Below are 18,367 nucleotides of genomic sequence, written 5' to 3' on the forward strand. Positions count from 1 at the left end.
AAAGGAGCGTGATTTGCGACCCTCATATTACCTCCTTTACACTGTACTTCGCCCTTGAAGCACTATCCCAAGCAGAAAGAAACATAGTAGCGCATAAACGCACCAAGACCTTATGGTGAGCGCTCTGGGATGGTTCAGTATGTCTTCCCCCCGCGTGAAAGAACGCAATAGCGAATAATAAGGGCATGCTACTAAACATCATGCCCCTCTGATGCAAGCGGGGTAGGGAAGGCCTTCTTCCCTCTAAACCGATAAATCTAAAACTCCTTCTTTATACTGGAAAAAAACTATCATAACTCTCTGAAAATGAAAGCAGGAGGAAACATACTAGTGCGTAAATGCGCGCAGAGCTATGGTGAGCGCTCTGGGGTGGTTCGGGTCTTCTCGCGTGAAAGAACGCAATAGCGAATAATAAGGGCATGCTACTCAACATCATACCCCTCTGATGCAAGCTGAGTAGGGAAGGCCTTCTTCCCTCTAAACCCATTGAGCGAGCATGGCGTGATCTGGCAGAAGCGATTTCCAAACATCCTTTTTGTGCGGGGCATATACGGGCAATAAGCCTGATGCCAAGCCTGAAGATTACGGAAAGCGCGCAATTGGATTTTAACAAAATTCAAAGCACATGTTGCTGCCAAGATTTATGCAATATAAATGCATTGTAGGATATAAAATTTTGCGGTGTTGTTAGCAGGTAAAATGGTGCGAAAAATTATAACTTTTGCGAAAGAACTATCGGTAAGATGGCTTGCAATAAGCGCAGAGAAAATACCAGCCCCCCTCGCTATTCAATATCTCAAAAATGAGCTATCACTACGATAAACGTCAGTATTCAGACTTATATCATGTTCCTATCGAGAAGCTTGACATATCTAGCAATACGTGCACTAGTTGTTAATCGATATCTATACTGATTATAATATTGCGTGTTTTTAAATATGTGGGGGGGGTGCGCGTGCGCAGAGAGCTGATTTTTCGGTTTTATGGGCTTGTTGTTGTGCTGTATCTTTCTGATATGGTGCTATTCTTAAGTAATCTTTGGAACGTTTATCGCATAACATCTTCATCGGTTTTCTTGGGTGTGTCCATGGCTTTGGGAACCCTTACACCCTATCTTTTGAAAAAAAGCGGACTTGTCCGCATTAAGTCTTCTCTGAGGTTGGTAGATTTATACAAAAGGCGAATCATCATCTATAGCCTTCTTATATTAATTGCTCTTTTTCATTACGCTGATTCTCCTTTTGGTTTTATTGCTGTATCTATCTCTATCGGTTATCTCTCTTTGATCACCTTAAGTACGCTCGAGACTTATAATACCAAGCTAGCGCTTAAAGGTTATATTAGCGCCCAAAAGGCTTCCCGCATTATGCAAACAGTGGTGCAGATCGGTGCCTTTTTGGGAGCGGCACTGAGTGGTTATCTCTTAGAAGCAACCAGCCTGCGAGGGGTAGCAGCTGGGGTTGGCTATAATGGTTTGATTGCGGCACTTTGTGTGTTTGACATCATTGTAAGCCTTGTGGCCGGATATGTCATTTTTCGCGATGAATATAGTGCTACAGGCGTTGCACCGTCTGCAACCGAGAAGAAGCTAACACCCATGCCGCAAGCAGACAGGCTCTCTCTTGAACTTAAACTTTTATGCGTCTGCATAGGCCTTATTGGTTTTCATATTTGCGCCTATAATACACTGGCGACTATTCTTTTTCAGAGTGTGAAAAATTTTAGCTCTGAATATTATGGGCTTTGCAGCGCGGTTGCGGGTGTGGGCGCTTTTTTGGCTGCTTTTATCAAAATTCCCTGCTTTGAATTCATCCTTCCAGCCCTTATGTTGGGTGTGGCTGATCTCATTTTTAGCACCACCCAATCGCCCTATTTGGCTGTGGTCTTTTGCTTTTTTATTGGCTTTTCGATGAACACCATGCGGATTAATGCCCGCAAACATATGATTGAAGCGACCCAGACAGAGACTCAAGCAGAGTTTGTGGGAAGTTATAGCGGTATGCTTTATACTATCTCCCAATCAGCGGGTTATGTTATCCTTGGTCTTCTTACAAGCCCCGCTCTTATGGGACCACAGGCGGCCATTTATCTTCTACCCCTTATAGGGGTGATAATTTTTATTTATGTCCTTTTTCTTTTAGTGCGGCGAGCCAAGGTATGAGCAAACCCATTCTTATTGTCGACCCTTTCTCTACAGGTGCTCTCTATGGTCCTGCTTTGCAAAAATTGGGCTATACCTGTTACGGTGTTGCATCTCAACCAGCTCTTTTTTCTCATTTTATGCTTTCTTATCAGGGTGAGGGAATGGCAGAAGCGAAGCTTCATAGTGTGGATGAGATAAAGCAGCGTTTTCCAGCTGGTGCGATAGAATCCGTGGTAGCGGGTGCTGAAGGAGGTATTTATTGTGCAGAACAATTGGCTGCTTACTATGGTTGTCTTGGAAATAACCCTTTGACCACTGATTGGCGGCGGAAAAAGGCGACGATGCAAAAGCGCCTTTGTGAAAATGGTTTGTCTTACATTCGGTCAAAGATTCTTACAAAAGATGATTGTATTCTCGATGGTTTTGAAAGCCTCAGCGGCTATGTGGTGAAGCCAAATGATTCTTCTGGGAGTGATAGCGTTTTGTTTTTTTCCAGCCGTGAGGAATTGGTGGCGTGGGTTTCTAGGATCGACTGGATGCAGAAGAATATTTTTGGTGCACCTAACGAGGCTTATTTGCTTCAAGAAAGATTGGTGGGAGAGGAATACATAGTAGATGCTGTTGTAAATGGGGAGGCGATAAAGATATGTGCTTTATCACGATATAAAAAGGGTATCCATAATGGGAGTGCCTTTGTTTATGAATCGCTTGATGTGCTTGATGCTCAAGATCCCCTTTATGCTGCTCTTATCTCTTATGCAAAACAGTGCATTCGTGTGCTGGGGATTGAATATGGGCCCGCGCATATGGAAATTATGCAAACTGCCCATGGTCCAGTCATGATAGAAGTGGGAGCCCGCCTCCACGGGGGAATTGCGCCCACCTTGTTTGCTCATTGTTATGAAGATGATTTACTTGAAAGCTCCGTTAATCTTATTGCGGGAGTGTTTTCGGAAGCGCCAAGTTGTTTTAAGAAAAAGGGGCGTATTCTCTTTCTTATTAACAAGGTTGACGGCCGTATCATAAAAGATATTAACCTATGGCAGCAAAAGCTTCATTCTTGGAAAAATGTGGTTCATTTTATGCTCTTTTTTAAAGAAAACAAACCGCTTCCCCTGACAATCGATTTAAATACCTGCCCAGCTATTATAGCAATTTGGGGTCGGAGTGATGATGAATTATCGACTTTAGAGAGGATAATTCGTAGCAATTTCCTATAAAATACAACAATTGGGAGGAAAATATGGATTCAGCAACGCAAATAGTGAAAAATATAGAAAAATATGAAAAATGGAAACAGGTGGTTTTTAAAGAATTCGATGCAATAATGAATAACAAAATCAGGATTTTTCCTTGCCTATTTGGGGTAAAGGGATATCAAAAAGACATACTGAGATTTGGGTTCTACAAAAAGTTAACCGCAAAAATATTATGGAAGACCTTATAAATTATTGTGATAATTATAAGAGCTTTGGAAAGAACACATCTTTTGTTACATTTTAAGAGCCTGCACCCATACAAAGTGTCGAAGTTTATAGAGAGAAATTTTGGTCTATACTTAAAGATTTACGAGCACTTGACGATCGAGAATGGCCTAAGCATATACCAAAAAATATGGATGATCCTCTATGGGAGTTCTGTTTTCATGGCGAGCCTATGTTCATAGTTTGCAATACACCGTCCCATATAAACAGAATAAGTAGAAAAAGTTCTACATTTATGTTAACTTTCCAGCCTAGGTGGGTTTTTTCTGATCTGTTGGATACAGAACAAAAAGCAAAAAATGCGTTTTCCACGGTAAGAAAAAGACTTGAACCTTTTGATATTATCACAAAATCCCCTTTTTTAGGGAAATATGGCGATCCAAAGAATAGAGAGTGGATGCAATACTTTCTGCAAGATAATAATATTGAATCTCCACCTTGCCCATATCATATAATGGAGCGCAACAATGACTAAGTTTTCTAAAATTAAATTAAATGAAAGTATATATGATACATTAAAAATGATGTTGCCAGAGCAAGGCTCGATAGAGATACAAAGAGATTTCCCAATAAAAATACACGATTGACATACGCACAAAGTCGATGAGACTCTCTTAATTATAGAGGGAGAGCTAGATTTTTTCTATAGCGAAAAGCGTATAACCTGTACGCTAGGAAATGTTATACATCTGCCTGCCAATACAAGGCATAAATCAGTTGCGTCAAATGCAGGATGCATATACGCCATTGCTATGGAAAATCTTGCTATTAAAATGGGCAGCTGAATGCTTTCTAATTGATTTCCTCTGATACGGGCGAAAAAAATACCGAAGAAAGCTTTGCTTTTCGTGCAGATTTTTCCTCACGCTTTTGTTATCTGATTGACCTTCTGCTGAAAAATCATCAATGGTGATCAATCGTGGTTGATAATTCTCAGGAATTCCTGAGGGGGGCGAGTAAAGCTGTGCGCTCTTCCCACAGGGAGGATTCTAGAAGCTTTTTATCCTGTTGCCACGCTTGTTTTGCTTTTTGAAGTGCTTTTGCGATAAAGCGTGTGCTTATCACCAGCATCGATTTCAATGACTGTGCGCGATCTTTCTATTTGAATAAGCGCATAGATAAGTTGAGCACTATTTTCTGTTCCCATGCCAGGTCTTATCAGCTGCATCTTTTTATCCTTATAATTTTATCAATCGCAGCATTCCTGCTTTTATAAAAAGTTTTATTGAGTCTTCTATGGGATATTGGATACGCATTGGCATGGTAGCCAATAGGAGAACACATGTTGGTTCTCGTAAAAGAGCGGTTGCATCATTTTCTGAAAATGCTTTTTGATCTGTTTCGATGAGACCGTGTTGTAAAAGTGATATCAAAAGACTTCCAGAGGCAAGAAGAGTACCATTGAATTGTATTTCCCTCAGTGATTGGACAAGACAGCCTTCATGAAGCGCTTCAGATGTTGGGAAATCAAATCCACCAAATGCTGCTCTTTTTGTAGAAACAGTCGTTACAGGTTGTATTTTGCGTTTCACAATGAGCACGGGCTTATTTTTTATTATTTGCGCGTCCTTAGCTCATTGGATGTGCGCTAAGGGATTGAGTTCACGAGGGTAGACAGCGAAAGAATTGACGGTTGGAGGCGGTGAGGGTTTTTGTAATTCGAGCGTGTTGGTACTCTCATTAAAATCATGTTGCATGTAGTCTGTGAGTTGCCACACATAGCCGCCTGTTCCATTGTAAAATTTAGGCCTATAGGGTTTTGTTGCATGGTGTTACCGGTTTTTTTGTTTTAAAATTCCAAGTTTCAGGAATAGTTGTTAGCTGCTCCACACTAAAGAAGTGTTTCATCAAAGTAATATTGATTGGTGTGGGGTCGCATGGGAAATACAACGATTTTATCAAGTGGTGATTATAGTCCCATTTTGGAGCATTATTTGTTTTAGGCGGAAAACGCCTGAGTCCGCTAGCCATTATTAGATTCCCTCTGTTCCTTTTTTTGTACGGCACTGTTCAAGATAAAACCTAATATGCCTGCGATCATTGTGGCGATGCCAATGATAAACAGCGTGCTTTGGGTATGATGAACATGGACAAAACCAGCGCCTATAAAGCCGAGGCATACGGATGTTTGTATGATAAAGATATAGGCGGGCATTTGGTTGTTTCGGTGTTCTTTCTGAATGGCTTTCATCATAAAACTTGCCATCAGAGCGTTTTGCACACCGTTGGCTGCTCCAAGGATAAAAAATGAAAGCATCATCAACCATACGAGTTGTGTTAAGGAAAAGCAGAAAATGCTAAAGCCAATGATTGCAGCGGCAAGTGATGCACCAGCGGCATTGCCAAAGCGGTGGAAAAGGCTGGAGAAGCAGAGAGGGCCGACCACTAAACCTAGGCTTATCATGCTTGTGATTATCCCATAGGTTTCAGCGCTTAAGTTGAGATCTGTACGAATGCGGACAATCGATAAGACGTTGAGAGCAGAGGTAAGGACAATAGTGATGATGAGGGGAGCAAGAGCATAGACAACATTTTTTTTACGCAAGAGACCCGTTAAATCTAGCCCTTTTTTGCTTTGCTTTGCTGTGTTTGTCATTTGTGTATGAATTTTTAAACTTTTAAAACAGAAGAGAGTGATAAAGGTTGCACAAAGAACCATGATTGACAGCACAAACAATCCTTTTTGCCCATTTGATATTCCATACAATACACCCCCTAGCAGTGGTCCAGCAATGTAACCAAGATTACGGACTGTTTGGATAATGCGGTTTATACGGTCTAGTTGCTGATCATTGGTTGCAAATTCTGGGACGGAAACGAGGATTGCGGACCAAAAGAGTGAACCAGCACAACCTAGTGCGAAAGAAAGTGCAATATAAACCCAAAATTGGTTGGCGATTGCAGCTGTGGCTATAAAGAGTACTTCCAACAATAAAACAATGGGTACTGTTCGCGCTGGTTGGAAGCGATGTAAGAGGCGTGGTGCAATTGGTCCGGCACAAATTGCACCCATAAGCCCAGCAAAAAGGAGCATTGAAATAGAGGCTGTGCTTTCTGCTAAGTGGAGAGCAAATGTAACTTGTGCTGTTTCATCGGCAAAGCTGCTAAAGCCCAAAACAAGGAAAAGTCCCATTTGGGTGAAAATCATGGATTCCTTCTTTGTCACAACGCCCCCCAAGATGCCAAGGCTTTTACGGCTTTTAAAATTTCCTTCTGCGCTGTGTTGTATGTATATCATGCAATTTCGCTCTGTCTACTTTTTTCCTGATGAGAGTTGAGAAAGGAAGCTCTCTCAATAAGAGCTATCTTGAAAATTAGTGTAATGTCTCTTTGCGGTGATGAGTCGTTCTTTTGTTTTAAGCAAGGGGGCTCATGAGACATGAGGGGAGTGAGGGAGTGAAGTTTACGATATGAAATTCAATGATACAAAAGAGCAGGCAAAAAAAGTTACAAAAAAAGCTGTACGGTCTGTACAGCTTTTTATTTGTTTTATGCATTATAAGGCAAAAGTTTTTAAAGCATAAAAGTATCCTTACGGCTTCTGTAACCATAATAGCCACACACACTGGAAATTATGGCACCAATCAAGCTTCCTAAAAAGCCCCACCAGCCCATATGTGATGCTGTTTTGGTGACTTTAGTCGCAGTGTTTTTTGCTCCCTCTATGGCATCCTCAAGATTGTCCGAGAGTGTTTCTGCTTGTTCTTCAAGGGCTTTGAGTGCGTCCTCGGTTTTTGTTTCTGCTGTTTGATAGAGTTGAACAGCACGGTTGGCGGTTTTTTGCGCATCTGCACGTGACATGCCATTGTTCATAAGACCATTGATGATATCACTTCGATCAAGCTTTGCTGTAATGGCTTCTACACGATCAGATAGGCGCTCACCAAGATTTTTTAAAGTGGTGCGATAGTCAGAAGGATCATTTTTAAAAGCTGTTATTGCAGAGCCAATATCGTTGAGGGCTGCCTGATAGGTTTGTTTTAAGCGCTCAGGGTTGAGGGCAGGAATGTCGCTTTTATTAAGAAGGGTGCGCAATTCACTACCAAGCTGATCAAAATCAACGCCATTGTCACTGTTTTTTGCAAAAAACTTTTCAAGACTTTCGCCATTTAATTTTGAAAGAAGGGGAGAAAGATTTGTTTTGAAGTTGTCTACGGTTTGTTGGACCATGGAGCTGTTTTCTAAGGCAGCTTTAGTCCCTATTTTTGCTGTACTTGAAACTACGTGGATGGCTTGAAGGGTCATCAGAAGTGTTAACAGAGCCCAGGTGAGAAAACCATGAAGGCTTCCTGAGGATTCTGCAAAACGCCCAGCAACAAAACCTCCCAAAGCAAGGCTTATCAGCATAACGATAAGAGAACCAATGCCAAAGGAGAGAAAAGAACCCTCAAATGGGGTTGAGGAGGTGAAATCCATTTGGCTTAAGCCTAACGCTGCAACTAGAAAAGAGAGGCAGATAGATGTGGCGAAAGCTGTCACCAGTCCAGCAAAGATTGCTGACCATGAAATGGGTGTGTAGAAAAAGGAATATTCTTTCTCTAGGGATGTTTCCCCTAGAAAATGAGTATCGAATGGTGTGTCTTCAGGAATGCGGGTTTCCATGTGTTTATCTCCTTGAATAATGCTGGAGATACAATGCTTCCTGAACCATTATGTTCCAAAATGGATAAATGTGCGCCAAAAATGGAGGGGGAATACCCAAAACAAATGCTGATAATCAGCGTATGATTATCATACCAGAACGATGATAAAACGTCTTCTTAAAAAACTTTAGTCTCGTGCTAGTTGATTGAGAAAGTGTGTTTTATGAGAGATAAATACTCTCAAAGAAAATAAAGCAAGCAGAAGGGATATTTTTATACCAAAAGGTCGTATTTATGAAATGCTGTTGGGAGTTTTGTTCTTGCCTCACGGTGAAATTTGAAAATATTTTTTCTTCATTAAAAATATGCTACCGGTCATTTTTATAAGTAAATTCCTCTTCATTTGTATCAGAAATTTAAAGAAAAACGAGGTTAGGGTGTGAAATGTTTTGTTCAAATTTTTTTAAAAATCGGGAAATATATGGTCCGCTTTGTATTGGTTTTGACCCTAGCCATAAGGTTTTGCAATCATGGAATTTAAGCTTTGATTATAAAGGACTCAAAGAGTTTTGTGATATCCTCTTAACAGCGGTTGTGGGTAATGTGGGTGTTATAAAGCCGCAAGTCGCATTTTTTGAATTGTATGGTGTGGAAGGACTTCAAGTTCTCAAAGAACTCATTGAAAATGCACAGGAACAAGGTTTATTGGTTCTTGTTGATGCAAAAAGGGGGGATATTGGTTCTACTGTTGAAGCCTATGGTCAAGCTTGGCTTGGTTCAAGTAGTGCGTTTAAAGCGGATGCTATAACCGTGAATGCTTTTCTTGGCTTTGATGCTCTCATTCCTATGATAAAAATTGCAGAAGAAACAGGAACAGCGGTTTTTGTGGTTGTTGAATCTTCTAATCCAGAGGGCAAGCAAATTCGAAATGCTCGTATTGGTGATCAGACACTTTCTGTTCATTTGGCACAGCGTATTTGTGACTATAATAGCCAGTTTTTAGGACAAAATTATTCTGTTGGTCCTATTGGTGCGGTTATTGGGGCAACATTGGGAAGTGAATCAAAAGAGGCAATCGAGCAGTTAAAAAACAGCTTGTTTCTTGTTCCTGGTATTGGTGCTCAAGGGGGAACAATACCGCAACTGACAAACCAATTTCCGCAAAGTTTGTGGCGGAATATTATTCCTGCCATTTCAAGGTCGATTACGGATGTTGGTCCCAATATTGTTGATTTAAAAACATGTATCAATAACTTCGCACAGCAAGCTAAAAGCACTCTCCTGTCTTGAGATGTATATGTGATAAGTCTGGAAAGTACTTATAGGGGTGTTTTTGTTTATCTAGAATAAACGGTTGCTTTTTATGTCTCTAAAGAAGCAGGCATGCGTTTGATTTTGGGATAGGGATACAGCGCGAAAAAATATTTGGAGAAAGAAAGGGCTGGTGGAGGAGAATGCAGAGATCGTGGGAAGAGGGGAAAATTGCTTAAAGGAACGCGCCAAAGGGGGAAAAGGACGTATGGGGCTAGGATATTGAGACTGTTTGAGTGAGGGGTGCAGCATTTTTCATGAGCAAATAGAAGAATATTCGGAGAGAGTTTACATTTTGATTCTGGTATTGAAAGTGCCAGTGTTTTCATAGCGGATACTCTTGAAAGAAGGGGTATCATCTTTGTAAAACAAACGCTTATGCATGTTGTGTTGGTGAATGTTGCTTGAAGGTTTAGGGTGATAAAGGCATTGCAGCGTTTGTTTCTATAAGATAAGAACAAGACAATTGTAAATACAAATTGTTGTTAGAGAATCATATGTCATCAAAACAAGAAAAAACCAAAGCTCGTTTACCTCGTGGTTTTGTTGATCGTACAAGCGCACAATTGTATGCAACTGAGACCATGATAACTCAGATCCGGGAAGTTTATGAACTTTACGGTTTTGAAGCGCTTGAAACACCGATTTTTGAATATACGGATGTGTTGGGTAAGTTTTTACCTGATTCAGATCGCCCAAATGCGGGGGTTTTTTCGCTACAAGATGATGATGAGCAATGGATGTCTTTGCGTTATGATCTTACCGCTCCTCTTGCTCGTTATTTTGCGGAGAATTTTGAAACTTTGCCAAAGCCTTATCGGAGCTATCGTCTAGGCTTTGTTTTCCGCAATGAAAAGCCCGGACCGGGGCGGTTTCGGCAATTTATGCAGTTTGATGCTGATATTGTTGGAACACCAACTGTTGCTGCGGATGCAGAAATTTGCATGATGGCAGCCGATAGTTTGGAAAAATTAGGCATTGAGCACCATGACTATGCTATTCGTCTTAATAACAGAAAGATTCTGGAGAGTGTTTTAGAATTGATTGGTTTGGGGGGAAGTGAACAAACTGAAAGGCGCCTCACTGTTCTTCGAGCAATTGATAAACTTGACAAATTTGGTTTTGAGGGTGTGCGTTTGCTCTTGAGCAAGGGGCGTTTGGATGAAAGTGGTGATTTTACAAAAGGGGCAGAGCTTAAGGACAAGGATATTGATTGTATTCTTGCTTTGCTTAGGGCACAGGCTGAAACAGCAGAGGAAACACTTGAAGCTCTTAGAAAAGTTGTTGATCAGAGTGCTCAAGGACTTGAAGGGGTTCGTGAGCTTGAGGAAATGCAAGCAATTTTTGCTGCAAATGGGTATCAGAATCGTATCAAAATTGATCCTTCTGTAGTGCGTGGATTAGAGTATTACACGGGACCTGTTTTTGAGGCTGCGTTGCTCTTTGATGTTCTCAATGATGATGGACAAAAAGTTGTCTTTGGGTCTGTTGGTGGAGGTGGACGCTATGATGGGTTGATTGCACGTTTTCGTGGTGAAAATATTCCGGCAACGGGTTTTTCAATTGGTATCTCACGCTTGATAGCCGCTTTGCAAAATCTTGGAAAATTGCCTGTGAAAGAAAATACCGGACCTGTGGTAGTGCTGATGATGGATAAAGAGCCGGAAGCTGTTGCTGGTTATCAAAAAATGGTGATGCAGTTGCGCGGTGCTGGAATTCGTGCTGAACTTTATTTGGGTGCATCGGGGATGAAAGCGCAGATGAAATATGCTGATCGGCGCCAAGCCCCTTGTGTGGTGATACAAGGTTCACAAGAGCGTGAGAGCGGAAAAATACAGATCAAAGATTTGCTTGAGGGTGCGCGTTTGTCGCATGAAATTAAGGATAATCAAACATGGCGTGAAAGCCGACCAGCGCAAGTAACCGTTGATGAAGGGCAATTGGTTAAAACGGTACAGGATATTTTGGCAACACAAAACGCACAAAAGTTTTCATGCTTTAAATAGAGGTCTTATACTCTTAGAACAAACAATCTTAAAAAATAAAAGTTTAGGGGTGGTGATACTCAAATCGCATCAGAATTGATCCTTCTGCGATGTGCGGATAGAGCACTACACGGGACCTGTGTTTGAGGCTGCGTTGCTCTTTGCTGTTCATCAATAATGATGGATAAAAAGTTGTTCTTTGGTTTTTTGTGGTGGTGGGGCTATGATAGAGTAGGTGTATGTTTTCGTGGTGAAAATATTCAGTCTGTAACTTGTTTGTGGTTTTTTCAATTAAAAATTTATAAAATACAAACGACACAAACTCCTTTTTGTGAAAGAATTTGTGTCGTGAGGTTTGTGTTATTTAAACGCGTGAATTTATTTTGAAATTAGCCTTGCAGGGTTTTTAAAACGTTTTGTGGTGAAGATACTTCATAAGGATCTGTTGTGCAATTGTCAGAAAAACCTTCTTCTTCAAACCATTGTTCAATAACGCCGTCATTAATAACAGCAGCATAACGCCATGAGCGCATTCCAAAACCGATATTGTCTTTAGAAACTAGCATGCCCATTTTGCGTGTGAATTCGCCTGAGCCATCGGGGATTAATTTCACATTTTTTATGTCTTGAGTTTTTCCCCAAGCGTTCATGACAAAAGCATCATTGACGGAAAGGCAATAAATTTCATCAATGCCATTTTTTTTAAATTCATCATAGAGTTTTTCAAAATCAGGTAGCTGAAAGGTTGAGCAAGTGGGCGTAAAAGCTCCAGGAAGAGAAAAAAGAATAACCCGTTTGCCTTTAAAGTACGCATCACTGTTAACCTCTTGCCACCGATAAGGATTGTTGCCACTCACTGATTCATCACGCACACGTGTGTGGAAGGTTACATTGGGAACTTTTTTTCTCGTCATAATAATGCTCCTGTATTTTTCTATGAGGGTTGTGTTTTAAAGCGTATTTAAGAGTGCATTTTAAACCGCTCAATGTTGCGTTAAGTGTGCAAGTATTTCATTGTGTCGTCAAGTAGAATTAATGGCAGAATTAATGGTCGACTTTGATAGATGTTCATTCTAAAATCGAGAAAAATAATATGAAGGCGTGTTTATGAGCATAACCACAGTTTTGACTATGGCTTTTAATGATCAAAAACTGGGTACGTCTGGTTTGCGCAAAAAAATATCGGTTTTTCAACAGCCTCATTATGTTGAAAATTTTATTCAATCCATTTTTAATAGCATTGGGCCTATGGAAGGGAAATTGTTAATTCTTGGTGGTGATGGGCGCTATTTCAACCTTACCCTTCTTCAGACTGTATTGAAAATGGCAGCGGCTCACGGTGTTGCTTGTGTAAAAGTTGGAAGAGGGGGTATTCTTTCCACGCCTGCTGTTTCACATCTTATTCGCAAATATCATGCCCATGGTGGGATTATTCTCTCAGCAAGTCACAATCCTGGTGGTTTAGAGGGGGATTGTGGCATCAAATACAATATTTCTCATGGTGGTCCTGCTCCTGATTCTTTGTGTGAAGCTATTTTTGCAGCGTCACAACATCTTGCTTTTTATAAAACTTTTGAAGCTCCAGACGTTGATTTAGACAGAGAAGGAACGACCTTTATCGGGTCTATGCGGGTGGAAATACTTGATCCGGTAGCTGATTATGTTGCTTTGATGCAGGAGATTTTTGACTTTGATTGTATTGCTCGAGCAGTAGAAAGAGGTTTAACCTTACGCTTTGATGCAATGCATGCCGTCACAGGGCCTTATGCGCGCGAAATTTTTGAGAAATGTTTAGGGTTTTCGGAAGGAACGGTGGTCAATGGTATTCCTTTGCCAGATTTTGGAGGAGGGCATCCAGATCCCAATTTGGTTTATGCTAAGGCTCTTTATGATTTGTTAATGTCTGATAAAGCCCCTGATCTTGGCGCGGCATCTGATGGTGATGGAGATCGTAATCTCATTATTGGTCGTAGGCAATTTGTCACGCCTTCTGATTCTTTGGCTATTATGGCTGAACATGCACATCTGATTAAAGGTTATCGCCAAGGCATTGTGGGGATTGCCCGATCTATGCCAACAGCGCGTGCCGTTGATCTGGTTGCTGAAAAAAAAGGATTGAATTGTTTTGAGACGCCAACAGGGTGGAAGTTTTTTGCGTCACTTTTGGATGCGGGGAAAGTGACTTTTTGTGGTGAAGAAAGCTTTGGAACTGGCTCTCATCATATCCGCGAAAAAGATGGTTTATGGGCTGTGTTATTTTGGCTCAATCTTTTAGCGGTGACAGGGAAATCTGTCGCACAAATTGTTCAACAACATTGGTGCACTTATGGGCGTTTTTACACTTCGCGCCATGATTATGAAGGTGTGGAGAGTGATAAAGCAGAAGCGATTATAGAACGATTACGTGCACATTTGCCACAAGTGGGAACAGAAATTGCTGGATTAGAGGTCGAAAAAGCAGACGATTTTACTTATCATGATCCCATTGATCAGAGTGCTAGCACAAAGCAAGGTATCCGTGTTTTTTTCAAGAATGGTGCACGATTAGTGATACGCTTATCGGGAACAGGGACGGTGGGAGCTACTTTACGGCTTTATTTTGAGCAATACGAAGGAAATCTACACAAACACAATCAAGATCCGCAAAAAGTTCTCCGACCTTTGCAACAAGCGGCACTTCAATTGTTAAATATGCAACAAGAATTTGGTCGTGAACATCCCGATGTTATCACATGAGAGCGCTGTATTGTGTTGTATAAATATGGGTAGCCACCATCATTCTCTTTATCAGCTCAAAATGTTGTGAACTGCTCTTGATTGAGGTGGTTAGAGGCATTTTTATTCCCGTGGTGGAAGGTTCTGCGTTCATTTTCTGAAAAGCTTGCTTTATTCAAGCTCGAATACGGTTCTGATTTTGAAAGCCAAATGCCATTGGTAACAGGAATTGGATTGCAAGTGCTCTGATGTTCTTACAGAAAGATCTGGTTTAAGGAGCTCTCCATCCTTTTGCTTCTTGTGGGGTGATCATCTTTGAGAGACAATTATAACCTAATATAATTGTCTCTCAAAACACCTAACTTTAAAATTATCGGATAAGTTTATGGTCCAATAGTTTTACATGAAGGTTTATTTTAAGGAGAATTGTCTCTCGTGGTTTATTGTGGGGCGATCATCTTTTTTGGATCAACTAGACGGTCATAATCCTCTCCAGAAACGCCTGCTTTTAGTGCTTCAGTGCGCAAAGTTGTATCATTTTTATGTGCCGCTTTGGCAATTTCAGCAGCTTTTTCATAGCCAATTTCTGGGGCAAGGGCTGTCACGAGCATCAAAGAGCGTTCCATGAGAGAGTGAATATGAACGCGATTGGCGCGTAATCCTTGTATGCAATGCAAATCAAAAGAGCGCATGCAATCACCAAGAAGTGTAATCGATTGTAATACATTATAGCCAATAACAGGTTTATAAACGTTTAGTTCAAAATGCCCTTGGCTTGCGGCAAATGTGACACTGGTATGATTGCCAAAGACTTGGCAGGCAACCATTGTCATTGCTTCGCACTGTGTGGGGTTAACCTTGCCTGGCATGATAGAAGATCCTGGTTCATTTTCGGGTAAGCTTAATTCACCCAAGCCTGAGCGGGGACCTGAGCCTAAGAATCGGATATCGTTGGCAATTTTAAACAAATCAGCAGCTAGAGCATTCAGGCTTCCATGGAAATGTGCAAGGGCTCCATGGTGGGCAAGGGCTTCAAATTTATTGTTGGCGGTTTTAAAGGTTATCCCTGTAAGGGTGCTTATTGTTTGAGCAAAAGCAACATCAAAACCTTTTGGTGCATTGAGCCCTGTTCCAACAGCTGTACCTCCTTGAGCAAGTGTCTGAACGTCGGCAAGAGCTGTTTCAATGCGCTGAAGATTGGCTTCTAGTGCGGCGCGATAGCCTGAAAATTCTTGCGCTAAAGTTAAGGGTGTTGCATCTTGGGTATGGGTGCGTCCGATTTTGATAATATCGGCAAATTCTTCTTCTTTTTTTCTTAAAGTGGTAATAAGGGCTTCAAGAATAGGAAATAAGTGTTGGCGCGTTTGTAGTGTGGTCGCAATGTGAAGCGCGGTGGGAAAAGAATCGTTTGATGATTGGCTCATATTCACGTGATCATTTGGGTGAACGGGCGCTTTGTTGCCAAGTTTCCCTCCCAAGAGCAGGCTGGCATGGTTAGCGATGACTTCATTGACGTTCATATTGCTTTGCGTGCCGGAACCCGTTTGCCAGACAGAAAGGGGAAAATGCGTATCGAATGTTCCTGCAAGTACCTCATCAGCAGCAGTAATGATTGCTTTCCCGATGTTTTGCGGAAGCTTCCCTTTTTCCATATTCACAAGAGCTGCTGCCTTTTTGATAAGGCTTAAGGCATAGATGATGGTGAGAGGTTGTTTTTCACTGCCAATATTAAAATTATGCAGAGAACGTTCAGTTTGTGCACCCCAATAACGGTCTTGACGTACCGAAATTGTTCCAAAGCTATCCGTTTCCTGACGTGTTTCAACCATGATAAGATCCTTTATGTTCACAGGTATAATAAAAAGCTAGATAACGCAAAAGTGAAAAAAGAGGCAAGACTCTTAAGACCTCTTAAAGTAAATTATTTTAACAGTTGATCCTTGACATTGAAGAGTGGCGATTTTATATTCGGGTTGATACTAGCACTCATGATTTAAGAGTGCTAACAAACCCTTTAAGATTAATTCAGTTATACTAAGTTTTAAGGATTTAAAACATGGCTAACATACAATTCCGCCCACTTCACGATCGTGTCGTTGTCCGTCGGGTTGAATCTGAAAATAAGACTGCTGGTGGGATTATCATCCCTGATACAGCAAAGGAAAAACCTCAAGAAGGTGAAGTTATTGCTGTTGGCAATGGCGCTCTCGATGACAACGGAAAGCGTGTGCCTTTAGAAGTTAAAACAGGAGATCGTATCTTGTTTGGAAAATGGTCTGGAACCGAAGTTAAAATTAATGGCGAAGACCTCCTTATTATGAAAGAATCTGACATTATGGGAATTTTGGGCTAATTTAGTCTCTCAATACTTCCATTTTGTATTATTTGGTATTTTGTACTTCATTAAGACAACTCCAAGGAGAAATTAAATGGCTGCTAAAGAAGTCAAATTTGGCCGTGAAGCGCGTGAGCGTTTATTGCGCGGTGTTGATATCCTTGCTAACGCTGTAAAGGTGACGCTGGGCCCTAAAGGTCGCAATGTGGTTATCGATAAATCATTTGGTGCGCCTCGCATCACAAAAGATGGTGTATCCGTTGCAAAGGAAATTGAACTGGAAGATAAGTTCGAAAATATGGGTGCGCAAATGTTGCGCGAAGTTGCTTCCAAAACCAATGATATTGCTGGTGATGGTACAACAACTGCAACTGTTTTGGGGCAGGCTATTGTGCAAGAAGGCGTAAAAGCCGTTGCTGCGGGCATGAACCCAATGGATCTTAAACGCGGGATTGATGCTGCTGTTGAAGAAGTGGTAGCAACTCTCTTCAAAAAAGCAAAAAAAATCCAAACTTCAGCAGAAATCGCTCAAGTGGGAACAATTTCTGCTAATGGAGCTGCAGAAATCGGTAAAATGATCGCGGATGCCATGGAAAAAGTTGGCAATGAAGGCGTTATTACCGTGGAAGAAGCTAAAACTGCTGAAACGGAATTGGAAGTCGTGGAAGGAATGCAGTTTGATCGTGGATATCTTTCCCCTTACTTTGTCACCAATGCTGAGAAAATGGTGGCAGATCTTGATGATCCTTACATTCTTATTCACGAAAAGAAATTGTCTAATCTACAATCTCTTCTTCCTGTGCTTGAAGCTGTTGTTCAGTCTGGTAAACCACTTCTCATTATCGCTGAGGATGTGGAAGGTGAAGCTTTGGCAACGCTTGTTGTCAACAAGCTGCGTGGTGGTTTGAAAATCGCTGCTGTGAAAGCTCCAGGCTTTGGTGACCGTCGTAAAGCAATGCTTGAAGATATTGCAATTTTGACATCGGGTCAGGTTATTTCCGAAGATGTGGGCATTAAGCTTGAAAATGTCACTTTGGATATGCTTGGACGTGCTAAGAAAGTCAATATTTCTAAAGAAAATACGACGATTATTGATGGTTCTGGACAAAAAACTGAGATTAGTGCTCGCGTCAATCAGATTAAAGCACAGATCGAAGAAACAACTTCTGACTATGATCGTGAGAAATTGCAAGAAAGACTTGCTAAACTCGCTGGTGGTGTTGCTGTTATCCGCGTTGGTGGTGCAACAGAAGTTGAAGTAAAAGAAAAGAAAGACCGTGTTGATGATGCTTTGAACGCAACACGTGCTGCTGTGGAAGAAGGTATTGTTGCTGGTGGTGGTACTGCATTGTTGCGTGCTGCAAATGCACTGACTGTTAAAGGTAGCAACCCTGACCAAGAAGCTGGTATTAATATCGTTCGCCGTGCTCTACAAGCACCAGCGCGCCAAATTGCAAGCAATGCTGGTGAAGAAGCAGCGATTATTGTTGGCAAAGTGCTTGAAAACAATGCAGACACTTATGGTTACAATACTGCAACCGGTGAGTTTGGCGATTTGATTGCTTTGGGAATTGTTGATCCTGTGAAGGTTGTGCGTTCTGCTCTCCAGAATGCTGCATCAATTGCTAGCCTTCTTATTACAACAGAAGCAATGGTTGCTGAAGTTCCAAAGAAAGATACTCCAATGCCACCAATGCCTGGCGGTGGAATGGGCGGAATGGGCGGAATGGATTTCTAAGCCCTTTATAAAGGTAAAAAGAAACGGGCCCAATGGGCCCGTTTTTTTTGTTTTTTTCTCTTTTTTGACAGCT

At 41.3% G+C, this 18,367-nt stretch carries 14 protein-coding genes and 1 pseudogene; 9 read left to right on the top strand and 6 right to left on the bottom strand.

What is annotated here, in order from left to right:
* Positions 1-476: 476 nt before the first annotated feature.
* The 4 genes and pseudogenes from LBE40_RS08360 to LBE40_RS00530 all read left to right on the top strand — a co-directional run.
* A pseudogene (locus LBE40_RS08360) lies at positions 477-648 on the top strand (transposase domain-containing protein); the annotation flags it as partial.
* Positions 649-955: 307 nt separating this feature from the next.
* Positions 956-2,161 (top strand): MFS transporter, encoded by a 1,206-nt coding sequence (locus LBE40_RS00520; RefSeq protein ID WP_004861128.1) that lies wholly within the window; start codon positions 956-958, stop codon positions 2,159-2,161.
* A complete protein-coding gene (locus tag LBE40_RS00525; protein ID WP_004861130.1) occupies positions 2,158-3,363 on the top strand; it encodes an ATP-grasp domain-containing protein in 1,206 nt (401 codons plus the stop codon). The genes LBE40_RS00520 and LBE40_RS00525 overlap by 4 nt, the downstream gene beginning before the upstream one ends.
* Positions 3,364-3,697: 334 nt before the next feature.
* The gene (locus tag LBE40_RS00530; RefSeq protein ID WP_245256421.1) at positions 3,698-4,102 is read left to right on the top strand and encodes a YqcI/YcgG family protein; all 405 of its coding nucleotides are present in this window, start codon (positions 3,698-3,700) and stop codon (positions 4,100-4,102) included.
* 525 nt (positions 4,103-4,627) lie between these two features.
* On the opposite strand, the gene LBE40_RS00535 is transcribed toward LBE40_RS00530, so the two are convergent.
* The 4 genes from LBE40_RS00535 to LBE40_RS00550 all read right to left on the bottom strand — a co-directional run bounded on the left by LBE40_RS00535 (position 4,628) and on the right by LBE40_RS00550 (position 8,229).
* On the bottom strand, positions 4,628-4,795 hold the full coding sequence (locus LBE40_RS00535; protein WP_004861135.1) for a hypothetical protein: 168 nt from the start codon (positions 4,793-4,795) through the stop codon (positions 4,628-4,630).
* A gap of 10 nt (positions 4,796-4,805) precedes the next feature.
* On the bottom strand, positions 4,806-5,168 hold the full coding sequence (locus LBE40_RS00540) for a hypothetical protein (RefSeq protein ID WP_252615207.1): 363 nt from the start codon (positions 5,166-5,168) through the stop codon (positions 4,806-4,808).
* A 422-nt stretch (positions 5,169-5,590) separates the two neighbouring features.
* Complete coding sequence (locus LBE40_RS00545) at positions 5,591-6,793, bottom strand: MFS transporter (protein ID WP_040297143.1); 1,203 nt, start codon at positions 6,791-6,793, stop codon at positions 5,591-5,593.
* Between the two features lie 347 nt (positions 6,794-7,140).
* Positions 7,141-8,229 (bottom strand): DUF3792 family protein, encoded by a 1,089-nt coding sequence (locus LBE40_RS00550; protein WP_004859742.1) that lies wholly within the window; start codon positions 8,227-8,229, stop codon positions 7,141-7,143.
* Between the two features lie 425 nt (positions 8,230-8,654).
* On the opposite strand from LBE40_RS00550, the gene pyrF reads away from it, so the two are divergent.
* Entirely contained in the window at positions 8,655-9,500 is an 846-nt protein-coding gene (pyrF, locus tag LBE40_RS00555) for an orotidine-5'-phosphate decarboxylase (RefSeq protein ID WP_004861145.1), read from the top strand.
* 518 nt (positions 9,501-10,018) lie between these two features.
* Positions 10,019-11,527 (top strand): histidine--tRNA ligase, encoded by a 1,509-nt coding sequence (hisS, locus tag LBE40_RS00560; RefSeq protein ID WP_004861149.1) that lies wholly within the window; start codon positions 10,019-10,021, stop codon positions 11,525-11,527.
* A 368-nt stretch (positions 11,528-11,895) separates the two neighbouring features.
* On the opposite strand, the gene LBE40_RS00565 is transcribed toward hisS, so the two are convergent.
* The gene (locus tag LBE40_RS00565; protein WP_004861151.1) at positions 11,896-12,420 is read right to left on the bottom strand and encodes a peroxiredoxin; all 525 of its coding nucleotides are present in this window, start codon (positions 12,418-12,420) and stop codon (positions 11,896-11,898) included.
* A gap of 193 nt (positions 12,421-12,613) precedes the next feature.
* Between LBE40_RS00565 and LBE40_RS00570 the strand changes: the two genes are divergently transcribed.
* Positions 12,614-14,242 carry an alpha-D-glucose phosphate-specific phosphoglucomutase gene (locus LBE40_RS00570; protein WP_004861154.1) on the top strand — a complete coding sequence of 543 codons (1,629 nt, stop codon included), beginning with the start codon at positions 12,614-12,616 and terminating at the stop codon, positions 14,240-14,242.
* Between the two features lie 419 nt (positions 14,243-14,661).
* Here LBE40_RS00570 and fumC read toward each other — a convergent pair whose 3' ends face one another.
* Complete coding sequence (gene fumC / locus LBE40_RS00575) at positions 14,662-16,050, bottom strand: class II fumarate hydratase (RefSeq protein ID WP_004861157.1); 1,389 nt, start codon at positions 16,048-16,050, stop codon at positions 14,662-14,664.
* Positions 16,051-16,277: 227 nt separating this feature from the next.
* Between fumC and groES the strand changes: the two genes are divergently transcribed.
* Together groES and groL are read left to right on the top strand one after the other, a co-directional pair.
* Positions 16,278-16,574, top strand: coding sequence for a co-chaperone GroES (gene groES, locus LBE40_RS00580; protein ID WP_004857291.1), 297 nt, complete (start codon positions 16,278-16,280; stop codon positions 16,572-16,574).
* Between the two features lie 76 nt (positions 16,575-16,650).
* On the top strand, positions 16,651-18,294 hold the full coding sequence (gene groL / locus LBE40_RS00585; protein WP_004861159.1) for a chaperonin GroEL: 1,644 nt from the start codon (positions 16,651-16,653) through the stop codon (positions 18,292-18,294).
* Positions 18,295-18,367: the final 73 nt, after the last annotated feature.

Origin of the sequence: Bartonella taylorii (genome assembly GCF_023920105.1) — a bacterium.
Lineage (GTDB): Bacteria > Pseudomonadota > Alphaproteobacteria > Rhizobiales > Rhizobiaceae > Bartonella > Bartonella taylorii.

What these genes read in the sequence shown, in the direction of transcription:
- LBE40_RS00570 (WP_004861154.1), top strand. Translation starts at nt 12,614, where the DNA reads ATGAGCATAACCACAGTTTTGACTATGGCTTTTAATGATCAAAAACTG.
- pyrF (WP_004861145.1), top strand. Translation starts at nt 8,655, where the DNA reads ATGTTTTGTTCAAATTTTTTTAAAAATCGGGAAATATATGGTCCGCTT.
- LBE40_RS00535 (WP_004861135.1), bottom strand. Translation starts at nt 4,795, where the DNA reads ATGCAGCTGATAAGACCTGGCATGGGAACAGAAAATAGTGCTCAACTT.
- fumC (WP_004861157.1), bottom strand. Translation starts at nt 16,050, where the DNA reads ATGGTTGAAACACGTCAGGAAACGGATAGCTTTGGAACAATTTCGGTA.
- LBE40_RS00550 (WP_004859742.1), bottom strand. Translation starts at nt 8,229, where the DNA reads ATGGAAACCCGCATTCCTGAAGACACACCATTCGATACTCATTTTCTA.
- LBE40_RS00525 (WP_004861130.1), top strand. Translation starts at nt 2,158, where the DNA reads ATGAGCAAACCCATTCTTATTGTCGACCCTTTCTCTACAGGTGCTCTC.
- groES (WP_004857291.1), top strand. Translation starts at nt 16,278, where the DNA reads ATGGCTAACATACAATTCCGCCCACTTCACGATCGTGTCGTTGTCCGT.
- hisS (WP_004861149.1), top strand. Translation starts at nt 10,019, where the DNA reads ATGTCATCAAAACAAGAAAAAACCAAAGCTCGTTTACCTCGTGGTTTT.
- LBE40_RS00565 (WP_004861151.1), bottom strand. Translation starts at nt 12,420, where the DNA reads ATGACGAGAAAAAAAGTTCCCAATGTAACCTTCCACACACGTGTGCGT.
- groL (WP_004861159.1), top strand. Translation starts at nt 16,651, where the DNA reads ATGGCTGCTAAAGAAGTCAAATTTGGCCGTGAAGCGCGTGAGCGTTTA.